This is a genomic window from Arcicella lustrica, from assembly GCF_034930985.1.
GTDB classification, from domain to species: domain Bacteria; phylum Bacteroidota; class Bacteroidia; order Cytophagales; family Spirosomataceae; genus Arcicella; species Arcicella lustrica.
The window spans coordinates 122,050-144,203 of record NZ_JAYGIM010000010.1; the positions used below are offsets into that span (position 1 = coordinate 122,050).

The 22,154-nt window shown below is 34.7% G+C and carries 19 protein-coding genes; 11 read left to right on the forward strand and 8 right to left on the reverse strand.

From position 1 onward, the window contains the following. Positions 1 to 204 precede the first annotated feature (204 nt). Both VB798_RS13990 and VB798_RS13995 read left to right on the forward strand, forming a co-directional pair. The gene (locus VB798_RS13990) at positions 205 to 354 is read left to right on the forward strand and encodes a DUF2256 domain-containing protein (protein ID WP_323259326.1); all 150 of its coding nucleotides are present in this window, start codon (positions 205 to 207) and stop codon (positions 352 to 354) included. Further along, the gene (locus tag VB798_RS13995; RefSeq protein ID WP_323259328.1) at positions 341 to 1,819 is read left to right on the forward strand and encodes a cryptochrome/photolyase family protein; all 1,479 of its coding nucleotides are present in this window, start codon (positions 341 to 343) and stop codon (positions 1,817 to 1,819) included. Before VB798_RS13990 ends, VB798_RS13995 begins: the two co-directional genes overlap by 14 nt. Before the next feature lie 80 nt (positions 1,820 to 1,899). On the opposite strand, the gene VB798_RS14000 is transcribed toward VB798_RS13995, so the two are convergent. The 3 genes from VB798_RS14000 to VB798_RS14010 form a co-directional block, all read right to left on the reverse strand. After that, the gene (locus VB798_RS14000; protein ID WP_323259330.1) at positions 1,900 to 2,289 is read right to left on the reverse strand and encodes a nuclear transport factor 2 family protein; all 390 of its coding nucleotides are present in this window, start codon (positions 2,287 to 2,289) and stop codon (positions 1,900 to 1,902) included. A gap of 65 nt (positions 2,290 to 2,354) precedes the next feature. Further along, complete coding sequence (locus VB798_RS14005; RefSeq protein WP_323259332.1) at positions 2,355 to 3,245, reverse strand: MBL fold metallo-hydrolase; 891 nt, start codon at positions 3,243 to 3,245, stop codon at positions 2,355 to 2,357. An 89-nt stretch (positions 3,246 to 3,334) separates the two neighbouring features. Beyond that, positions 3,335 to 3,916 (reverse strand): Crp/Fnr family transcriptional regulator, encoded by a 582-nt coding sequence (locus tag VB798_RS14010; RefSeq protein WP_323259334.1) that lies wholly within the window; start codon positions 3,914 to 3,916, stop codon positions 3,335 to 3,337. Between the two features lie 231 nt (positions 3,917 to 4,147). On the opposite strand from VB798_RS14010, the gene VB798_RS14015 reads away from it, so the two are divergent. The 4 genes from VB798_RS14015 to VB798_RS14030 all read left to right on the forward strand — a co-directional run bounded on the left by VB798_RS14015 (position 4,148) and on the right by VB798_RS14030 (position 7,077). Beyond that, entirely contained in the window at positions 4,148 to 4,729 is a 582-nt protein-coding gene (locus tag VB798_RS14015) for a Crp/Fnr family transcriptional regulator (RefSeq protein ID WP_323259336.1), read from the forward strand. Positions 4,730 to 4,871: 142 nt separating this feature from the next. Beyond that, complete coding sequence (locus VB798_RS14020) at positions 4,872 to 5,300, forward strand: nuclear transport factor 2 family protein (protein ID WP_323259338.1); 429 nt, start codon at positions 4,872 to 4,874, stop codon at positions 5,298 to 5,300. 140 nt (positions 5,301 to 5,440) lie between these two features. Next, positions 5,441 to 6,298 (forward strand): pirin family protein, encoded by an 858-nt coding sequence (locus VB798_RS14025; protein WP_323259340.1) that lies wholly within the window; start codon positions 5,441 to 5,443, stop codon positions 6,296 to 6,298. 32 nt (positions 6,299 to 6,330) lie between these two features. Then, a complete protein-coding gene (locus tag VB798_RS14030; RefSeq protein WP_323259342.1) occupies positions 6,331 to 7,077 on the forward strand; it encodes an SDR family oxidoreductase in 747 nt (248 codons plus the stop codon). A gap of 613 nt (positions 7,078 to 7,690) precedes the next feature. On the opposite strand, the gene VB798_RS14035 is transcribed toward VB798_RS14030, so the two are convergent. The 5 genes from VB798_RS14035 to VB798_RS14055 all read right to left on the reverse strand — a co-directional run bounded on the left by VB798_RS14035 (position 7,691) and on the right by VB798_RS14055 (position 15,744). Then, positions 7,691 to 8,416: a DUF3823 domain-containing protein gene (locus VB798_RS14035; protein ID WP_323259344.1), complete on the reverse strand. Its 726-nt coding sequence runs from the start codon at positions 8,414 to 8,416 to the stop codon at positions 7,691 to 7,693. A gap of 18 nt (positions 8,417 to 8,434) precedes the next feature. After that, complete coding sequence (locus tag VB798_RS14040) at positions 8,435 to 10,297, reverse strand: RagB/SusD family nutrient uptake outer membrane protein (protein WP_323259346.1); 1,863 nt, start codon at positions 10,295 to 10,297, stop codon at positions 8,435 to 8,437. A 22-nt stretch (positions 10,298 to 10,319) separates the two neighbouring features. Then, complete coding sequence (locus tag VB798_RS14045) at positions 10,320 to 13,790, reverse strand: SusC/RagA family TonB-linked outer membrane protein (RefSeq protein WP_323259348.1); 3,471 nt, start codon at positions 13,788 to 13,790, stop codon at positions 10,320 to 10,322. A gap of 180 nt (positions 13,791 to 13,970) precedes the next feature. Beyond that, on the reverse strand, positions 13,971 to 15,071 hold the full coding sequence (locus VB798_RS14050) for a FecR family protein (protein WP_323259350.1): 1,101 nt from the start codon (positions 15,069 to 15,071) through the stop codon (positions 13,971 to 13,973). 82 nt (positions 15,072 to 15,153) lie between these two features. Further along, entirely contained in the window at positions 15,154 to 15,744 is a 591-nt protein-coding gene (locus VB798_RS14055; RefSeq protein ID WP_323259352.1) for an RNA polymerase sigma factor, read from the reverse strand. Positions 15,745 to 16,294: 550 nt separating this feature from the next. On the opposite strand from VB798_RS14055, the gene VB798_RS14060 reads away from it, so the two are divergent. The 5 genes from VB798_RS14060 to lodB all read left to right on the forward strand — a co-directional run bounded on the left by VB798_RS14060 (position 16,295) and on the right by lodB (position 22,105). After that, positions 16,295 to 16,573 (forward strand): hypothetical protein, encoded by a 279-nt coding sequence (locus VB798_RS14060; RefSeq protein ID WP_323259354.1) that lies wholly within the window; start codon positions 16,295 to 16,297, stop codon positions 16,571 to 16,573. 736 nt (positions 16,574 to 17,309) lie between these two features. Then, complete coding sequence (locus tag VB798_RS14065) at positions 17,310 to 17,639, forward strand: AAA family ATPase (protein WP_323259356.1); 330 nt, start codon at positions 17,310 to 17,312, stop codon at positions 17,637 to 17,639. Further along, positions 17,626 to 17,757: an AAA family ATPase gene (locus VB798_RS24380; protein WP_407654161.1), complete on the forward strand. Its 132-nt coding sequence runs from the start codon at positions 17,626 to 17,628 to the stop codon at positions 17,755 to 17,757. Before VB798_RS14065 ends, VB798_RS24380 begins: the two co-directional genes overlap by 14 nt. Positions 17,758 to 18,948: 1,191 nt before the next feature. Further along, positions 18,949 to 21,003: a CTQ-dependent lysine 6-oxidase LodA gene (gene lodA, locus VB798_RS14070; protein WP_323259358.1), complete on the forward strand. Its 2,055-nt coding sequence runs from the start codon at positions 18,949 to 18,951 to the stop codon at positions 21,001 to 21,003. A 1-nt stretch (position 21,004) separates the two neighbouring features. Then, positions 21,005 to 22,105 carry a lysine-epsilon-oxidase maturase LodB gene (gene lodB, locus VB798_RS14075; RefSeq protein WP_323259360.1) on the forward strand — a complete coding sequence of 367 codons (1,101 nt, stop codon included), beginning with the start codon at positions 21,005 to 21,007 and terminating at the stop codon, positions 22,103 to 22,105. The last annotated feature ends 49 nt before the right edge of the window (positions 22,106 to 22,154 follow it).

Genomic DNA, 22,154 nt, shown 5'->3' on the forward strand with positions numbered 1-22,154 from the left:
GTTTACTCATTTCAATAATTCAACATTTTGCTATTTTTGCCCATTTAGAAGAAGTACATTTTCCTTCAAAATTTTCCATCAATTTATTGAACAAAGGTCTTCGTACCTAAAGAGTCGCATCTTCAATAAGTAGAAGACAATACATAACCACCCAAAAACAATTCTATTGAAAGTATGTTGTATTTAGGAGTCAAAGCCAAATACATGAAAAAAAGCGAACTTCCACAAAAAATTTGTCCTGTTTGTAAACTGCCATTCACTTGGCGAAAAAAATGGGAAAAACATTGGGCTGAGGTTAAGTATTGCAGTGAAAAATGTAGAAGGAATAAAAATATAGAGCATGCGAACAATTAAACTCATTTTCCCACATCAACTATTGCAATTTAGTCCATTATTTGCTATTGATGGTCCTATTTATCTGGTTGAAGAGTTTTTGTTTTTTAGACAATATAATTTCCATAAACAAAAAATAGCTTTCCACAGGGCTACCATGAAGTATTATGAAAATTTCCTACTTGAAAAAAACTTTTCGGTAAACTATGTTCAAGCAATTGAAAAAGAATCAGATATAAGAAAATTGATTCCTCACTTACATAGTTTAGGAGTAGAGACTATCGTCCTCATTGACCCCGTTGATGACTGGCTACTTAGAAGAATAAAGGCAAGTTGCCATAAATTAAATATAAAAATTAAAGTATTGGAATCGCCCATGTTTTTGAATACCACAAAAGAACTGGAGCATTTTTTCAAACCTTCAAAAAAGAAATTTTTTCAAACAGAGTTTTATAAACAAGAAAGAATCAATAGAAAAATCTTATTGGAAGAATCAGGTGAACCGATGGGCGGTCAGTGGACTTTTGATGTAGATAATCGAAAAAAATATCCAAAAGGAAAATCTATTGTAAAGTGCGAATACCCTAAAGTAGATGACTACACCAAAGGAGCTAGAGAATATACCAATCAATATTTCTCCAACAATATTGGCAGTTTTACAGATACTTTGAACTATCCAATTGGATTTGCAGCAAGTGAACAATGGTTAGACCAATTTCTTGAAAATCGTATGGCAGAATTTGGAGATTATGAAGATGCAATAGTTCACACAGAAATATTGCTAAATCATAGTTTGCTTACGCCAATGCTGAATATTGGAATGCTTAGCCCTACACAAATTTTAAGACATACATTGAGCTATAGTCTTGCCAATGACGTAGCGATTAATTCCTTAGAGGGTTTTATTAGGCAAATCATCGGTTGGAGAGAATTTATCAGAGGTGTATACATATCAAAAGGTAGAGAGGAGCGAACAAAGAATTATTGGGGTTTTACTAAAAAGATTCCAAAGAGTTTTTATGATGGAACAACTGGTATATTTCCAATAGATGAAACCATCAAAAAGGTTTTGAAAACAGGCTACTGCCATCATATTGAGCGACTGATGGTCCTTGGCAACTTTATGCTATTGTGTGAATTTGATCCTGACGAAGTTTATCGTTGGTTTATGGAGCTTTTTATAGATGCCTACGACTGGGTGATGGTTCCCAATGTATATGGAATGAGCCAGTTTGCTGATGGTGGGATGATGTCAACCAAACCATATATAAGTGCAAGTAATTATCTTATAAAGATGAGCGACTATCCTAAAGGCGACTGGCAGGATACTTGGGACGCATTATTTTGGCGTTTTTTAGACAAACAAAGAGCTTTTTTTCTAAAAAATCCTAGACTTAGTATGCTAGTAAAAACCTTTGATAAATGGGACGAAAGTAAAAAGCAAGCAATACATCATCATGCCAATGAGTATCTTAAAAGTTTGTAGGTATTTTCATTGTACGGGCGAAGGGTGCTACGCCCAAAATAATCCCATAGAATCCTGAATAAGACTTACAGTTAATGCCTCTATTTCATTGCATTATTGACAGGCAGACTATCTACAAACTGTTCAAAGTTGATGATTTTTCCATCTTTCAGCTTCCAAATATGGGCTACTCTGGCTTCAAAAGGTTTGCTTGTACGTTTGTATATTCCTTTATATGTGCCGTAAGCTACTACTTTATCGTCGCTGGCAACATAGTCTTCAGGAGTAAATTTATAATCTATCCATTCGCTTCCTAATCTACTAAAAACATTTTGGGTAACATTTTCTAATCCAACATAAGTACCAGCATAGGGGAAGCCTTTAGCTTCTGTCCAAGTAATATCTTCAGCTACATATTTAGCTAAATTTTTACCGTTTTCTTCCGACGTTTTACCCTCGTAAGTACTTTTTATAATTTCGAGATTTGTCATTGCTTTTTTGTTAGAAGAACAACCTGACAATGTAAAGAACATTGCCAAGTTGAAGATGATTGATTTTACCATTTCATTTCGCCTGTGTTCACTTTTGCACCAATTTGCAAAGCAGTCTCAAAAGTAAGTGTTGGATATTTTGCTTTGATGGCTTTAATTAAATCTTCTGAAGTTTTATTGGTTTTCAAAGCCTCTTCATAAAATTGGATATAACTTTTTGTGTGTTTTACTGCTGAAATATCGAATGGAGAATTTGAATTTGCGTGTGCTGGAATCACAATTGTTGGATGTAATGCTTCAATTTTATCTAAAACACTTATCCAGTTTTTACGTGTTTCTGTTGTTTGTGCATCCGCCATCCAAAGATTAAAAGTCGTTCCAAAAACATTGATACCGCCAATTACTGCTTTAATTGAAGGAATCCAAACAAAGGTTTTTGAAGGAAATTCTTCTAAACCTACAATTTCTAATTGATGACCTTCCAATTCAATGCTGTTTCCTTTTAAAACTTGTGGTAAAACAACATTTGAGGTGATGGCTTTACCTAATCTTCCTCCCCAAATGTCTAATTTTTTCTGTGCTGTAGCCTTGATAGATTCAACCGTTGCTGGCGAAGCATAAGCAGTAACTTCAGGAAAATACTTTTTGAATACTTCTAAGCCAAAGTAAAAATCTGGGTCTGTGTGAGAAACATAAATAGTCGTCAGTTTTTTACCTGAATTTTTGATTTCCTGTGCTACTTTTTCAGCATCTGCTAAAGTAAATTGAGCATCAATTAATACTGCATCGGTTTTTCCTGATACAATTACTGATGCTACTCCAAAACTGTTTTCAGAAGCATTATATACTTCAATTTTTAAATTACTTGTTTCAATCGTTTTGAAACTTTGTGCTTGAGCGTCCATTTTGAATAAAATTAAGATTGTTAATAATATTGTTGAAATAAGGTTTTTCATCTTTGCTTTTGTTTTAAACTAGTGATGCAAAGATGGTCTCAAGTAAGGCACAAAAACTTTAAAGTAGTTTAATAAAAGTAGGAGAGGGGCTATTTTTTCAAAGAAATCTTCTTTCGAATATTGCTCAAAAAAACATTGGTAATGCCCAAATAGGCAGCAATTTGTAGGTTTGAAAGGCGTTGGATAAGTTGTGGGTATTTTTCAGAAAATTCCAGATAACGTATTTCAGCAGTTTTGCTTAGATTATCTATCATCCTTCTTTGAAGAGCAACATGTGTTTTTTGAGTCATTACCCTAAATAGTTTTTCTATTTTTGGCAAATTCATATAGGCAAATTCTTTATCCTTTTTTGATATTAGCAGTACCTCACTATCTTCGATGGCTTCTATAAAAAGTTGCGAAGGTTTATCATTCGTAAAACTATCAATGTCGGTAATCCACCAATTTTCAAAGGCAAAATAGAGTATTTGTTCAACACCGTCTTGGTCAATATGATACACCCGAAATAGCCCTTTGACAACGAAACCTTCAAACTTGCAGACTTCGTCTTTTCTCAATAAAAAACTCTTTTTCTTAATACTTTTGAGTTGAAATAAATTACAGAACTCTTCTATTTCATTCTCTGAAAGAGAGATATGTTTGGATATATTTTGTTTGAGAAGGGTTTTCATGTTGTAGGTTGTATTAATTCACCAATGATGGTTTTAACTTCTGTAAAGATACTATATTTTTTAAGCGAAGTTCAGAGCCGAAATAATTGTTGATCACCTTTGAAAATAGAAAAACGGAGAAATACCAGCGTTGAATTGCATGTAGATAGAAAATGGTGGACAATCAAGTGAACTAACATTACGAAACATTCTTTATACCTTTGTATCTGCTTTATTTAATCATCAAAATCAATGCACAAAAACCTTTTGACATACATCAATCAATATAGTAATTTACCCCTTACAAGCGAAGAGGAAGCCTTAATTGAAGCTACTTTTCAACCCAAAAAACTCAGAAAAAAACAATATTTTTTGCAAGAAGGTGATGTTTGTAAGCATGTTGGATTTATTGTAAAAGGAGCTATGCGACAGTATAGTGTTGACGACAAAGGCGTAGAGCATATCGTTCATTTATACATTGAAAACTATTGGGCAGGCGACCGTGAAAGCTCTATTATGCTTACGCCATCCAAATATAATATTGATGCTTGGGAAGATACCGAAATGCTTATTATTACAAGAGCTGAAATGATGGATTTGATGGAAAAAATACCTGCATTGGTAAAAATGATACGACTAATGGACGAAAGGAATGCGATAGCTAACCAACGAAGATTAAGCTCTACCATCAGTAACACGGCCGAAAAACGCTATGAAGAATTTGCAGAGAATCACCCCCAGTTTATTCAACGATTTCCGCAACACATCATTGCTTCTTTTCTGGGTATTACCAAAGAAACATTAAGCAGAATCAGAAAACAAGCGATGAAGTAGCCTTAACTTTTAAATCTTGATTTTATAGAACCGTTGACATTTGTCAACGGTTTTTTTTATCATATCTCATCGTTTGAGGAGTTGTTCTTGATGCAATTTTGTATCGTTAAATCAATAAAGAAAAACATTAAAATTTAATAAAATGGACAATACAACAAACACAGCTGCAACTCAATTACTTCGTAATAGTTTAGATACATTTCTTGCCAAGGATATGAAAGGTTGGTCAGAGCTTTGTGCTGAGGATGTAGTAGCAGAATTTCCTTTTGCCCCAGAAGGTACACCTGCAAGGTTTGAAGGTCGTGAAGCACTTTATGAATACTTACGCAACTACCCAAGTTTTATAGATGTAAAATCTATTCCTACCTTAAAAATCTATGCTACTGATGATGCTAACGTTGCCATTGCAGAATGGAGTGCTTCTGGTGTAGTAATTAGCAATGGAAATCCTTACGAAATGAGCTACGCCACTTTTGTAACCTTCCGTGATGGACTTATCGTAAACTACCGTGAATACTGGAATCCGCAAGCTTTTATAAAAGCAATGAGCGGTGGAAGCTTTGCGGAATAATAGCAATACAAAGTTGAAACGGTATCGTTTTCAATCAAATTTCAAAAAAGCGTTGATAAATGTCAACGCTTTTTTATATCATATCTCATCGTTCTATAGCTTCATTCTGGTGCAATTTTACATTATCAAAACATATAAATATGAAAAAGAAAACAAGTTTTTCAACAAAGGGAAGTAGTGCTGATTTAGGTCCTTTAAGTATCAGTAGAATGTTGCCCAATCGCTATGCCGACAAAGTTGGGCCTTTTGTATTTCTCGATTATGTAGCGCCTGCCATTAAAGAAACCATCACTAAAAATGGCATGGGGGCGCATCCGCATCGGGGTATTTCTACATTGACTTACATTCTTCAAGGAGAAGTGGAACATTTTGACAGTGCAGGAAATACTGGCGAAATACACTCTGGTGGGGCACAATGGATGAAAGCAGGCAATGGAATAATCCATGATGAAAATTTTAATTATGATAGCCAAACGGACAGTAAATATATTCAAGGCTTTCAGTTTTGGATTAATCTACCTGCTAAAAACAAAGCTGAGAAACCTGCTCACATAGCGATTCAAGCTAATGAAGTACCTGAAAAAGTATTGTCTAATGAAGATGGATGGATAAAAGTAATCGTAGGAAATTATCAAGGATTAAGCTCTATCATTCCAACTTATTCAGAGCAGTTTTTATATCATATTCATCTGGAGGCTGGGAAACAATTTTCATTGAAAATGGAAGATAAAATTGAAGTTGCTGCTTTTTTACCCACGCAAAACGCAGTATTAAACGATACAGAATTTCAAAAAGGAGAATTTGTAGAATTTGATAGAGAAGCAGGTGAAATTGAGCTAAAAAACACATCTGATGTAGCCATTGATATATTACTTTTTGGTGGGGAAGAATATACGGAGCCTGTAGTAGCCGAAGGTCCTTTTGTGATGAACACCCAAGGCGAAATAGCAGATGCCTATCGGGATTTTTATGCTGGAAAATATGGGAAAATTAAATAAACAACAAATAATCTCACAACGTTTAGTTAATTATGACAGCCTCAAGAAAAAGAGTAGCACTAGTAACAGGAGCAGCAACAGGCATCGGTCGTGCTATTGCCATCCGTTTAGCACAAGACGGCATTGCAGTAGCCGTTAATTTCATGGGGAACCCCAAACAAGCCGATGAAGTAGTGGATAAAATCAAAGAAGCAGGCGGAACAGCAATAAGATTTCAAGCAGATGTTAGTTCAGTAGCCGAAATCATTAAGCTTTATAATGATGTCGTTACAGCATTTGGCGGTATTGATATTGTTGTAGCCAATGCTGGTATTGCGGTTATGGGTATTCCTATTGCTGATGTTACCGAAGCTGACTTCGACCGTATCAATGCGGTAAATTATAAAGGGACCTACTTTGTGTTGCAACAGGCGGCTAAACACGTTAGGAATGGTGGACGAATTATTCAGATTTCTTCCACAAGCTCACTTTATCCAGCAGCGGGTCTTGGTATTTATGCTCCTAGTAAAGCCGCTGGCAAAGTAATTACTGAAATATTGTCACAAGAACTTGGTCATCGTCAAATTTCAGTGAATAGTGTTTTCCCTGGCCCAACAAAGACTCCTTTAATGGAAAAAGAGGTTTCAAAAGAAGAATTGGAAAGGATTGGGCAAGCAATGAACCTAGGAAGAATGGGCGAACCAGAAGATATTGCTGGTATAGTAGCGTTTCTTGTTAGTCCAGAGGGAGCTTGGGTAAATGGTCAGCAAATAATTGTAAATGGTGGCGGTAGAATTTAAGGTTTATCAAAAAAGTTAAGGGTATTTAAGCCTAATAGCGATTTAAAACATAGTTATCAACCAAAGGGGTAATAAGTATTTTGGGTCGTAGGAAACAAGCTTCTAGCAACCGCTTTTAAATTTATTGATTTGGTTTGTAATCGCATTGTACACCTTCGCCAATTTCATACAGCCGTTTCAATATTTTTTCATCTGTCCCACCATATCTTAACCCTGAAATGCAAGAAACTGCAATGGCATTTATAGCTCTTTCAATTTCATCTTCAGTCTTAGACTGCTTTTTAAAATAGCAATGTCCATATTCGATTTTTGTTTTGCTTGAGCATGTTTGTACTATGCTAACCGCTGTAATAATACCCTAGCTATTCACTGTCGCAACAGCATTATTGTTTGAAGTCCACGTAATGTTCAGATTGGTAGCTAAAGTTTTAAGTGTTTGTGTCCCACCTAAAGCAATTGTAGCAGAAATTGGTAAAACCGAAAATCCAGTTAAAGTAGTTGTATTTTTTGTAAACCGTATCTTAAATGATAATTATATAAAATTCAATAAACAAAAGAGACTGACCTTTTCGGACAGCCTCTTTATTCAGAATTAATATATTAATCATTATTATCAAAGCTGTAGCTTTAGGGTCTTTGAATAAAGTAGGTCAGCTATTCCGACAGTCTTAACCCCTATACGTGCATATATAAATCCTGTTTTGGATAAAGTAGCCTTTTGAGATGCTGATAGTGTTTTTAAATCAAGGAAAATACTATTATTACCAACAGATAAATTAGTAAATGCCTTTTCATATACTTTGGAAGTATTATCAACAATTGACGTGACGCCCAAATATATTACTACTTTTTCCAATACAGCTGTTGAAACATTTTTTTCTAAATTAAATGTTGCTTTGTAAGTAGAATCACTGACCTCATTGGCATAATTAGATAACCAAAAGTAAGGTGTAACTTCAAAGTTGACATTAGTTTTAGTTCCTTGTAATGAAAAACGTAATGTATCTTTATTGGTAACCCAAGGGCCTTTACCGGGTGTAATTACTAGGTAGTAATCCCCATCAAATGTATTTATAGTGTATGTACCATCTTCTCTACCAAACATTTTGATATATCCTACATCCCACTTTTCTGGTCCAACCTGATTGAGTTGAAGCATATTTGTACCCGTAACATCCGAGGCAGTTCCCATTAGTTGCAGAGGTTGCCCCTTATAAAGAAATTGACCTGATATAACCGAAGTGGGATAGCTCCAGTTATCAATTTCTTTGCTACATGCCGTAATGCAAATCAGCACAACTAACATCAATGCTGAAATACTATATATATTTTTTTTCATATTGTCGTATTAAAATAGTTATTGATTAGGATTGATTACAAGCCTCGGATTATTGGTAATCCAAGAGCTCTCGATAGTTCCATAATAATTTGTGATAGGGAAATATAAAGGAGTGGTTGCTCTTTTATACGATACTTGTTTTGTAAAAACCCATTTGCCATTGTTAGGGTCTCCTTGACTAACTACCTTATATGGAAATAATGAAAACATTTGTGCCGTAGCATCGCCAGGAACACCATTCCAAAGTGTATGTGCTAGTCTCCATCTTTTAAGATCCCAAAAACGATGATCTTCAAATGCGAACTCAACACGGTATTCATTTACAATTTTATCAAATGTAATTGTTGAAGTAGTTAAAGGTTGAATACCCCCTCTGTCTCTAACTATATTGATATATTGAACAGCCAAAGCTGTTTGTCCTAATTCAAATGCCGCTTCAGCCGCTATAAGATATGCTTCAGCAATTCTGAAACGAGGCATCCACATTGCACTAAAAGTAGGATTTAAACCTGCTCCAACAGTTTCATCAAGAAATTTGCGAACCAGAAATCCAGTTTTGTTCACATAGTTATTAGAGTTTGCAATAGGGCCATTGATAGATGTCAAAACATCTCCTGCGTTCATACTTCCTGTTGCCCCAGCATTTATCACATAATTACCTGAGGTGTTTTTGTTAATTTGTCCAGCCTGTAAACTTACTGCCAGATTTCGGTAAGTTGCGTTAGGCCAAATAACTGTACCCCAAAGCCTAGCATCTTTCGCTGTAAATGGATCTTCAACGCTATTATAAAACACATAGCTACCATCTGTGTTATTTGTTTTAATAGCTGAATTGCTTCCATCCTTGTTTTCAAAAGACTCTACTAAGTTAAGGAGTGCTCCTAACGCATTTCCTTCTGTATAGTCACGCAACGAATAAGGCATTGCATAATTAGTAAAAGTTGTTACCACATTTGGAGCAAGTCTATCCAATGCCCAGATAACTTCCGTATTACCAGCCTTAACGCTTGTAGCTTTGTAAAACGCCAATCCCGGATTAGCCGCATCTTTCTGTATTATATACGGGCTTTCCGCAATTACCTTCTGTGCTGTAGCCAGTGCTAATGTATAGAAGGCTGTTGCACTGTCTGCTGGAATACCGGCTTCCCAACCAGTTGTACGGACAGTCGGCGTTTTTAGATTACCATATTTCGCTATGGAAGCCGCATATATAGCCGCTCTGGATTTCAACATTAATGCAGCCCATTTATTAACTACAGCCGAGTTGGTTGTTTTTGAAGTGGTGAGCCGTGGTATTATTTGGTCGCATTGGTCAATAATATATCGGTATATTTGTGCTTCTGAAGAACGAGGAACTCTCCACCCAGTGACATCTACCCCTGCCTGATATGTATAAACTGTATCGCCTATTATTGGCATGCCGCCAATTGACCGAGCCATACTAAAATAATACCATGCACGCAAAAATTTAGCCTGAGCCTCCATATTTAAACGTTCAGGTTCTGGCAAAGAAGGTAAAGACTTCGCAGTCGAAGAGTTTATACCTTTCAAAAACTGATTAATTCTTCTTACTAATCCATAGTCGTACACTCTATAAAAATTACGAGGTATTTGTTTTTCATCATCTGTGGTAGTGGCTGCACCATATTGCACATTGGCCTCGTCGAGTATATGGTAAGATCCATAGTCTCCATTCTGTTGTCCATAATTAACAGAAGTATAAAAGGCTGCAAGGGTTGATTGAATCAAAGTTTTATCATTATATACTACACTTTCAGGTAAATTATTAACCACTTCTCCATCAAGTTCTTTTACACAACTGCATAAAGCTGTTGAAAGTAAGGCTAATATGCTAAATATTGTTATTATTCTATTTTTCATTTAATTGAGATTTTGAAGGTCATTAGAAAGATGCTTGGAAACCAAAATTATACACTTTAGGGTTTGGATAAGAGTTACCAGAACTTGAAGTAATTTCAGGATCCAACCCAGCTGGCATGTTAGAAATAGTGAACATATTATAGCCAGCAAAATAAAATCTAAGATTTGATATCCCTATTTGTTTAGTTACTACAACAGGTAAGGTATAGCCAACTTCTAGGTTACGAAGTTTGACATAAGTAATATTGGTTTGCCAATAATTGTTTGGCCAATGAGTATTCATCCAGTTATTTACCCCTTTTGTTAAAAGTGGATATTTCCCAATGTTAAAACCACTGTTCTTATTCCAAATATCTTTGTACCAAGTTGAATTATCAGCTAGGTATTGTGATACGTTCCCACTAGGGTCAAAATAACGCATATAGCCTTGTTGCTCATAAGTGTACGCAGAAGCTCCTACAAAATCTGCACGCACATCTATTCCTTTCCAATTTGCTCCAAAGTTGAAAGCGAAATTTATCCATGGTGTTCCAGAGTTGGTTCTATAGGTTACATTCTTCATGTCAAGCTCAGTAATATACCCATCTCCATTGGTATCTTGATATATATAGTCACCAGGTCTAATTGTTGTATTTCCTGCATGGTCTTGGTCGATAGGATACTTAGCAATTTCTTCCCAAGTTTTAAACTGTCCAATAGCAATTAATTGAAATGATCCATCTCTATAGCGTCCTTCGGTACTACCAAGATCACGATACTGATTGTAAGCAGATGACCAGTGAGGTTTGTATCTTTCGCCAGTTATCCATCTTGAAAAACTAAAATTTCCACCCACCCAGTAATTAATATCTTTAATCTTATCTTTCCAATCCAAAGAAAGCTCAATACCTTTCGTATAATCACCATTTAAATTTTCAGATGGAAGACCGAAGCCGACTTCATTAGGTAAAAGAACATCATAACGACTACCTAGTTCTCCTGTTTGGTGACGGCTGAACCAATCAAAACCACCTTTTAAACGGTTGTCTAATAATACTACGTCTAAAGCAAGGTTTAATGTTTTAACCCGCCCCCAAGTATATATAGTAGGCAAACCAGATACGGTAGTTGTAGTTACATTGGCTCCATTTAATATTGCATTACCTGTATTATAGTTATACCCTGTAATAAAAGACAAGGCAGATCCTAGTTCCTTTCCCGCTATACCATAGGAAGCTCTCAACTTTACATCATTGAAAGTGTTACTCAAGAAACCATTATTTTTCCAGAAATTTTCTTGAGATACACGATAGGCTACTGATCCATAAGGAAAGATACCAAACCGACTACCTGGTTGATAAAAGTAACTTCCATCATATCGTGTAGAAAACTCAGCAATGTATTTACCTTCAAAATCATAATTTAGTCGCCCTATAAAACCGAGCCTTTTCTGAACATAACTTATATTATCGGTTACAGTAATACCTGGCGTTGCATTTGTTAAATATTGAATCCCATTTGCTACAGGAGAGCCCCAAAGATATACGCTAGGATAGGTCCCTCTTTTGCCTTCCATACCAGTAAACAAAAAAAGATTATGTTTACCGAATGAATTTTTATATTCTAATTGCAAGTTGGTAGTAACTTCCTCATTGTTTTGCATAAACCTTTCAACATAGCGACCATTTCCAGAATAGGCGACGTTATATTGAGATGCTGTCTTGTCATACGAATAAAGAATAGGAGAAAGCTCTAACAAATCGGTTTTATAATTTTTGTACCAATAAGTAAATAGACCTCTTGCTTTAAACCCTTTTGCAATCTCTAGTTCTGCCGATCCATTAATCAGTATAACTCTGGACTCTGCTTGATATTTACCAGATGTTTTGTATCCAACCCATCCATAACTGTATTGAGGATCTATCGTTGTTATAAGTGGATAATCTTCATTACCGTTGTAAAATGGTTTCTTTGTAGGAAGGTTACGAAATGCTGTTTGTTCTGCAAACGAATAGTCATCACCAGGCAGGCCTGGCTGTTCATTGTGTTCTAAACGACCCTGCATACCGAACCCAATTTTGAATCGCTTTGAGATATTAGCATTTATATTAGACTGAAAATTGGTTCTGGAAAAGCCTACAAAGTTTCTCAAAAGTCCTTGTTGTTGTAGATTTCCAACGCTTACATAGTAATCTACATTTTCAGACCCTCCAGAAAGATTTATACTATTGTAAAATTGTGGTGCCGTTTGCCAGATATAGTTATACCAATCAAAAGAAGTATGATCATCATCTACCTTATTGACCCATTTTTCATATTCATCCTTTTTGATAGTTCGAGCATTTTCGGATACTCCGTTAAAAGTTTCATCTTGAATAATTGCCCTAAGGTATGTAACAGCATCAGCTGGTTTATTATACCCAGATGCTTTTTGCACGCCAAAATAGCTCTGCAAACCAACTTTTAACTTTTGGTTTCTTTTACCTTTCTTGGTTGTTACTACAATTGCTCCATTGGCTGCCTGCATCCCATAAATAGCAGCACTACCATCTTTCAGTACAGAAACCGATTCTATATCATTAAAATCCATTTGTGAAAAACTACTCATATCACGCACCGCACCATCAATAATTACTAGTGGCGTACCGATATTTCTTATTTGGATAGAAGGTTCACTACCAGGTCGACCTGTAGTCTGACGGAAATTCAAACCAGGTATTTTTCCGACAAGTGCACCAGCTGCTGTTGCCGTTTTACTATGCGAAAGCTCATCAGCATTCACAGTAGAAATTGCCCCTGAAATAGTTTTTTTGTTTTGTGTTCCGTAAGCTACTACCACTACTTCATCTAAAGATTTTTGGTCAATCGCCATTGAAATAGTAAAAACAGTTCGTTTCCCTATCAGAACTTCTTGTTTGGCATAACCTACATAACTAAATACTAAAACTGTATTTTCATCTTCAACATCTATTTTAAATTGCCCATTTTCGTCAGAGTTCGTCCCTTTTAAAGTTCCTTTTATCGTGATATTTACTCCTGCTAATGGTTTCCCGTTTTCATCCTTTATTGTACCAGAAACATTTTGGTCGATTACTCCCTCTATATTTTCGAATGATGCCTCATCCATGTTTTCACTGGTGGCTCTGGGAGTCTCCACATTGCGAAGTATGATTCTATTACTTACTTCTAAAAAGGTAATATTTAAGGGTTTAAGTACTTTTGTAAGTACTTGCGAGAGTAGCTCATTATTAGCAGTAATACTTACTTGTTTATCAAGTTTTATCATCCTTGAATTAAATGAAAACTTAACATTCGCAGACTTCTCAAGTTTTGTTAATACTTTTTCTAAAGTGGTTTCTTTCATGTTGATACTCACATGTTTAGCCAACATTTCTTGACCATTGACGTTAGTCGCCATGGTAACACTTGAAAAGACAAGTACTATAAAAGATTGTAAAAATGACATTTTCACGATTTGGTAAAGCAACCGCTTGTAGTTAAAAGTTTTTTTCATACTTTTGATTCGTTTTTGTTTAATACTGATTGAGTTGGTATAAGCAAAATAATTCCCACACTCCTTAGCAGAGGAGCGTACATCGAACAGAGAAGGGAAGTCACTGGCGTTAAAAATGTAGCAGCATTTTTAACGCCTTTTTTAATTGGTTTTTATCATATTGTTTTTGTGATTAGATAGTTAGTTGCAACCATTTGAGTAAATAATTATTTGGTTTCCATTCATTTCATATCTGGTATTATTCCCCAAACTTTCGCAGATAATCTTAAGTTTTTCAGGAAGGGGTTGATCGCTCAAGGATGTTGTAAGATAGCAGTCTTTCAACTTTTCCTGTGGGTAATCTATTTCTATCAAATATGCTTGTTTAAGTGTTGTAAATATCTGGCTCACTGCCACATCTGCAAATTCAAAATTTACTTGTTCTATCGTTTCAACCTGATTAGTAATATCTGGTTTGTTATTATTAATAGTTATAATCTGATCGAATATCAACTCTTTGCGTTGGAAACGAATTGACTGGTTAGGAAGAAGTACAATGGGTTTATCTGATGTCTGTACACTAGTATTTGAACTGATACTGACTTTACCTGTTCGTACTACCACTTCTACATTAGGATTGTTTTTATAGGCTTTTATCCTAAAACTTGTACCCAGTACTTTAGTGACTAACTCGTTAGCAAATACAAAGAATGGTTTTGCAGGATTTTTACTGATTTCAAAAAAGGCTTCGCCTAAAAGATATACTTTTCGTTCATTGCCTATAAAGAGTTTTGGATAACTTAATTTACTATTTGGTTGTAATAATACCGAACTACCATCCGAAAGTGTAATCAACTGGGGTTTATCAGTATTATTCGCTTGTTCTATCAGTCCGTCGTTTTGTTGACTAATTAATTGTTCATAGTCTAACAATTTTTGAGGAGTAATTTGTTGTTGATACACCCAAACCAAACAGATACCAACCAGTAAGATAGCCGCAACCTTTTGTAAGGTTGATGATTTGAATAAACGCAACCAAAAGTTTCCTTGATTAATACGTTCTTGTTCATTAATTTTCTCCCAAGTATGTCCTAAAGCCTCTTGAACATCTGCTTTTTGTATTTCTTGTTCATCAACCTTCATTGCCAATAAATATAAGCGAGCAGATTGCATAAGCTCGGTGGATTCATCTTTAGAAAGAGTCCACTCATGCCACTGATGATGATGTTTCCCTTCAAGTACCCACTCTTTAAAAGAGCTGTCGCTTAGGAAGTCATCTATAGATTGATAAGTTTTTCGCATTGTCCTATGGAAATGGTTTCAAAACTAGAGAGGACAACATTTTTTGGGGATACTCACTTTTTGTATTTTTTTTCGAAAAAAATTAAAAAAACCTTGAAAGTAGTATAAATACAAGGGTTAAATCTCCAGACCAAGCATCTCGAAGATGCTTTAAAGCTCTGAATACAAGATTGTTAGCAGATTGATAATTAATATCAAAAGTTTCTGAAATTTGTTCAATCGTTAGTCCTTGATGATAACGAAGATACAGTGCTTCTTTTTGCCTAGCAGGAAGAGCATTAATAAGTTTATTAAGATATGTTACTTTAGAAGCTGTTATTTCATCATGAATGAGTTTTTCTTCAATCGAAAAATCCATTAAAAAATCAAGCCCTTCTACTGAAGTCGTTTGACGAAATATATGGTCTCGTTCATATAATCGAGCAATGCGTTTACGTACACTAGATAGAAGATATGCTTTTACCACTACTTTATCTTGAAGGGAGTGTCGATACAACCATAAATCTACAAAAACATCTTGTACACAGTCTTGTACTTTGTCGGAATGTGACATTAACGAATTCCCATAATTTACCATTGAACGAAAATAACGCTCAAATAAATTTGAAAAAGCCCATTCATTGCCCTCTCTTAAACTTTTCCACAGGGTTTCATCGCTAATATCTAATGCCATATCATTGAAAGAATGATTTGTTGTATAAAACAAAAGTAATTTATTTTTTAATTAATCGAAGAAGTTCACATAATTTTTTCTAGAGCCCAAAAGAGATTATGATTCATAACTACCCTTGCCATAATAGAAAATTCTTCAAAATAATTAATCTCTATTTTGAAGAATTTATATAAGAAAGCTATTCTAATTTTTTGAAAATGAATCCATGTTCAATAACGTATATCTTATACGACAACAAGCTAACCTTGCCTTGATTTCAGGAAACCAGCTATAATTTATTCTTTATTTTTAAGCAGGATATCGTAACTACCAGATTGTACTCTGACACTTTTTCATTTTTATCAATACTAATTTTACGTCTTAAAACTTTGGTTAATGTGTTAGCTAGATTTCATTTCTACCAATAATTGTATAGTCAAACAGGCGTTTGATTGGACTAAAGAATATAGATGACAGGTATTTAGGAAAGTTAATTCATGCAATAATTGAATAAGATTAAGAATTAGAAGAAAGTGGGTTTATTGCTAAGCTTCCTAAGTTTGGATTAAAATTGGCTAACTCGGTTTATTGTATTTCAGATTTTTATACACTTTTCTATTTTCGATTTATTGATAAGGTTGGTAAATATGAGCCCAATATTTGGTTGAATAAAATTGATAACCCAGCTTTTAGAACATGGTCGGGACTTGCTTTTGAGCAAGGTTGCTTTTCTCATATTCCACAGATTAAAAGAGTATTGAATATTGGAGGCGTAGCCAGCGAAACATCTTCTTGGCGAACAAAAGGAGAGGGGGGAACGAAAAGTAGTCAAATACAGTGGGGAAAATAATTCTTGTCCCGTAGTTAAAACCGAAAAGGTTAATCAATAAAGATAATTGAGGACTTCTGTGCGTAGAAGATCCCTTAATTTGCTTTTAGTCTTTTTATTATATTTGAATTTCTTAATTTTTCAACATGAAAGAAAAAGTAATTTAGAGAGGTTTATAAGTTTAACAACGAGCTGAAACAGCAAGGTTTTAAAAAAGAATACGACGCATAAACTCGTAGACACAGCCGAAAGAATTCTATAGAAATTGACTAAATTAACTAATTGCTGGTATTTGGGAGTTGAAGAGAGTTCGTCAATTACTATCGTATCTAAAAACGCTTTGGAATTATTCATAAAATGTCACTGTAAATATTTAGGTAATAATTGCTTCCAGAACATAGGTTAGCGTAATATTGTTGAATAAGCATTTACTCAGAAATATATATTGCTAACCTAAAGTACTGATAAATCTTATTTAAAAGTGAAATAATACAAATTTTAGTTTATAACATTCATGTACTCTCTCTAAAAAATATTTAACTGTAGATAATCTTTGACATCATGTTCTTGAGCCTTTTAGTTCAAAGTAAGATTGCTTATTACCAATATTAGTAAATGAGCAAATGGTGATAAAGTGGTGAAATAAACCATTAGTAATAAGTTTATTTAGCTTAAAATACTTATTATGTAAAAATAAATATAATAATAAACTTTAATAATATTATTCCAACATCAAAAAGGATAGAACGTTTGCAATATGAAAACCCTTGGTGGATTTCGGGTCAAGTACTACAAACTTACAAGGATATGTCAAAAAAGACTATATTTTGATTTGTTCTATCCTTTTGTGAAGGAAACCGAAATAAAAAGAGCCGTGGTTTTAATGGGACCACGCCGTGTAGGCAAAACGGCTATGATGTTTCATGCCATACAAGAATTGATTATAGAAAATATTTCCTCTCAAAAAATCTTTTTCATCGGTATCGACAATCACATTTATATGCAACTGGGATTAGAGGACATATTATTGTTGTCAAAAGAAGCCGTTCATTTAGAAAGTCTGGAAGGATATTTTGTGTTTTTTTGACGAAATTCAATACCTAAAAGATTGGGAACGCCATCTAAAAGTATTAGTTGATTTTTACCCTAAAACGAAATTTATCGTTTCTGGTGCTGACGTGAGTACTTCCGAATCTTTTGTATAATCGAGCATAGTTTCTGCTAAATTATTGTTTCCAAAAGCAGTAAGATGGTGTATTAATACGTCGTTTGTTATTGAATTATTGAAACTTGTAAATCGAAGCAAGTGATGAATTATCTTTTATTCGCAAAGGTAGATAGCAACTAAAGCCTTCACCCTTAATCTATCTTAAGAAATACCCTTAAAATAGATTAAGGGAAAATATATTTAGAAGTTTGAGATTTGTTGTATGATGAAAATTCTACCTATTCTATTTTAGTCAGCATTCATTAACCATGTTAATCTCCTTACGTGTAACGGTATGCCCTATATTTAGGGCAAAATACTCATTTTTCTATATGAATTAATATAACCAGTAAGGTAATTTTGCCACGGCTTGTGGCAAAAATTGTAGTGTCTTGATATTTTATGTATTATGCTTCTCCTGGCTATTATAAAGAGTTTTTATTATTCTACAATTATCATCAAGTCAAATTACTCTTACTCTACTCAACTAATGTTGATAGACTTTGGTCTAAAGTGTATTTCCCTCCAAATAATAGTATCGCTTAACGATATACCTAACCAAAATGCTGAACAAATAGCACGAGATACCATCGACAAACAATTAATTTCTTGTTGGTGAATTATTGGATGCATGAAATAGATGGACATTGGCTTATTCATATTCAAGTTCCTTCCAGTTCAAAAATACATAAAACGGTCAATATTGTCTTCGACCGTAGCCGTATAAATGTACTCGTGAACACCATTATAAAGCGTTTTATAGTTAGTTTTATTAATGCAGAATCAACAAATACCAAAACCATTAATAAATTAAGTATAATACATTTTTTAAATAAAATTATCATTTTCTTGCTATTTATCAAAAATTAATCTTCATGCATTCAAAATATATGAAGATTAAACATTATTATGAGTGATGAAAAACAGGTATTTATACTCTAAAATCTATGATGATAAATTTTTACTTTTGTTAAAGAAGTTAGATAATATCTGTTTACTTAATGATTTAAAATATTTACTAAATATAGTTTTACTTAAAAATAAAGTATAAGCATCGTCGAGATATTAAGGGATGACAACCCTATATGACAAAATTGTAAGACAAAAAGAAGAAGCCAGAACCTTCTCAAAAAACGGGGCGTATTCTGAAAAGCCATAAGAGTAGGAAATATCATAAAACAATCACAACATGGAACTTAAAATTCATCCCTCAATTGGAGTTGCTCGATTGGGAAATAGTACAACTGAAATTTGTTTATCGCCAGATAGCATTGGAGGACTACCTTATGATGCAGATAACTCCGGAAATTTGATTGGGCCAATAAGCAATTTTAAGGATGCTAAAGGGCTTATTAAAAGACAAGGGCAACCATTTAAAATCTTTCAAGACGATGGACAAGAAATTACACTTGACACCCCTAATGTTACTTCGATAGAGTGGACTGTTCATTTAGCCAACAAAAAAGCTGCTTGGTATCAATATAGTGAACTACAGGGCAATTTGTTGTATGGAAATGAAAACAGCTATGAGAATCAAAATATCCCTTTCCGCAACCCAGATATAACAGGTTCAGAAAGACAAACATTAATCATTGATCCAGGGCCAAGAACGATTTCAGGAAAACTTAGCTCAATTGGATTTGACAGAGAAAACGCCCCAGCTAATTATCCTGTTCAATATCCCAATTCAGAGGTAAAGTATGGTGTGGCAGTAACCACTCTCGGAGATTTGTTAACAGATAATAGTGGAAGATTGGTAGTTTTAGGTGGATATGGAAATGCTGGAGGAGATTTACCCCTAACTTCATACGGTGGCTCTAGTACTTGGCACGATGATATTTCGGATGGACCTGTTTACTGTACAGTCACATTTAATGATGGAACGCCTCCTGTTACACTTTCAGCATGGGTTATTGTAGGCTCACCTGATTTTGCTCCAGAGATTGTAAATATCTCTAATTTAAGCGATACGATGTTTGATGTTGGGGTAAGATATTTTAATCTAGTGTCAGAAATGTGCATCGACGGGCAATACAATCCAAACTACATTGCAAATTTCCAAAGAGACATTCTTCCAATAATAAATCGAATTAGCAGGTATCAATGGGTTGCGAATGTTCAGTCAATGATGGCTTTTGCTAGTTATCAATTTGATTATTCAGACCCTTCTGAAGCTAATAAAGCAAATAGACTAAATTACGCCTATTATTTTAGGCAAAATGACGGTCAGCCTCCAGTTCCTCCAACTTTGCCACAAGAACAACTATTTCAAACAAATGGAGATAATTTGTTTCCTATGATGCCATTAAATTCAGGTAGTAATTCGGTGAGTAATACCAATATCATGAAATTTTTGGCACTAGACCAAACACAACTTTTTCTATTAGAACAGTGGGCGAATGGTTATTTTGTAAGTGACCCATCCTATCAACCATACCCTGTCAATCAATTAGATACAGCAAGCGTAGGAAACTGTGTTGGTTTACCGATGTGTCCAGGCATTGAAGTTACTTGGAGTATGCAAAATCCAATTGTTTACGCTTCTCCTTATACAATTTTACAATATCAAGATGAAAATTGGTATTTAACCAATGGGTTGACGCCTTCGAGAGACGAATGTGAAGGTGGTGGATGTGAACCTGGAGATTTGACAAAAAGAATGGCATGTCCTTGGCAAGCTGACTTTTTCCAATGCACAGTTCAGTATATTAACTTTACCGATCCATCTGTCAATAAAATTAAGCTTCCAGATGGTTCTAGTACTCCATTACCTCCTACTTATTATTCGTACTGGTGGCCGCCACAAAGTCCTTGGGATGTTTTAGTGGGTGAGTTAACTGAGGAAGGTCAAGTAGCTGGAGGTGGAATTCCCGCTGGTCAACAAATGAACTATGCCCGTGGTATTAATAGTTTCACGCAAATGGTTCAATATTGGTACTCATTAGGCTTTATTCGTGATAAAAATTCGTACAACAGTGGTTTTCCTTTCATGCTTGAAACAGAAAGGAACAATGAGGTATTCACATTGAAGGAAGTACCAGTTAGTGCGATAAGTGGAAACCCAGAAGATGCTGAAACAACCATTCCTGTTTTCTTTATTGAATCAAGTACTTCTACAGTAAAACGAAAAAGTAATAAAGCAAGAGTATTGATGGAACACTTTGAAGAAGTTGGTTTTAAAGCCATTGAAATTCATAGCGAAGGACTTGGTTTACCACGTTCTGGAACTCGAAATAGACGTTAACATGCCAAATACAGTTGAAACAGATGTACTTATAGTTGGTGGGGGACCTGCGGGTTCTTCCACCGCTTTAAGTTTGCTTAAATACTCCAACTTGAAGGTAATGATTATTGAGCAAAATGACTTAAATTCCATCCGAGTCGGAGAACAAGTTAATGCAAGCTTATTTGATTTACTTCAATACATAGGCATTAATAAAAGTGATTTTGAAGAGAATAGTCTTTTACCCGGATACAGTAGTCTTGCTGCTTGGGGAAGCTCGCATATTTCTTCAAGGCATTCCATTTTTAGTACACAAGTAGATAGTTTTCAACTAGATAGAGAGCATTTTGATTTAATGCTATTGAAACAAGCTTCTGAAAAAGGGGCAATCGTTTTCCCAAGAACAAAATGTATTGATTTCAAACAAACTGATACCGCTTGGACTATCGAATTAAGGCATGAAACTAGAGGGGATTTCACCATTAAATCTACTTATCTGATTGATGCTAGTGGACGACAAAGCCATGTGTGCCGAAAATTAGGAATTCCAATCGAAAAATATGATGATTTGGTGGCTATTGGTACTTTTTTGCACTTCAAGGATACTAAAAGAGCTATTAAACAGGAAATTTTACTAGAAACAGTAGAAGATGGTTGGTGGTATTTTGCAGGATTACCTAATCAAGAAATGGTGGTTTCGCTTTTTACAGATTCATCAATAGTAAAAGAAAAGCAGTTACAAAAAACAGAAAACTGGAATGAATTACTTTCAAATACAGTACACATCAAAAAAATGCTTGTAAATACTTCTTCTAACGCCAAACCTTGGGTCAGAAATGCGTTCTCTCACATCTCAAATATAGGGGCTAAAAGTAATTTTTGGGCCGTAGGGGATGCTGTAGCTTCTTTTGATCCAATTTCATCAATGGGTATAGGCTTTGCTATTAGCTCAGCTTGTCATGCAGCAAAAGCTATCATAGACAAGGCTAATGATTCAAATACATTTTTAAATTATCAGGAAAATATTAATGCTATTTTCAAGCATTATCTCGAAACAAAAACACTTTTCTACAATAAAGAAAACCGATGGAACGACTCTTCTTTTTGGAAAAAAAGAAATTAATCATCTTCGATAAAAGTTGTGTTAGATTTTAGAAAACTACCATACTATA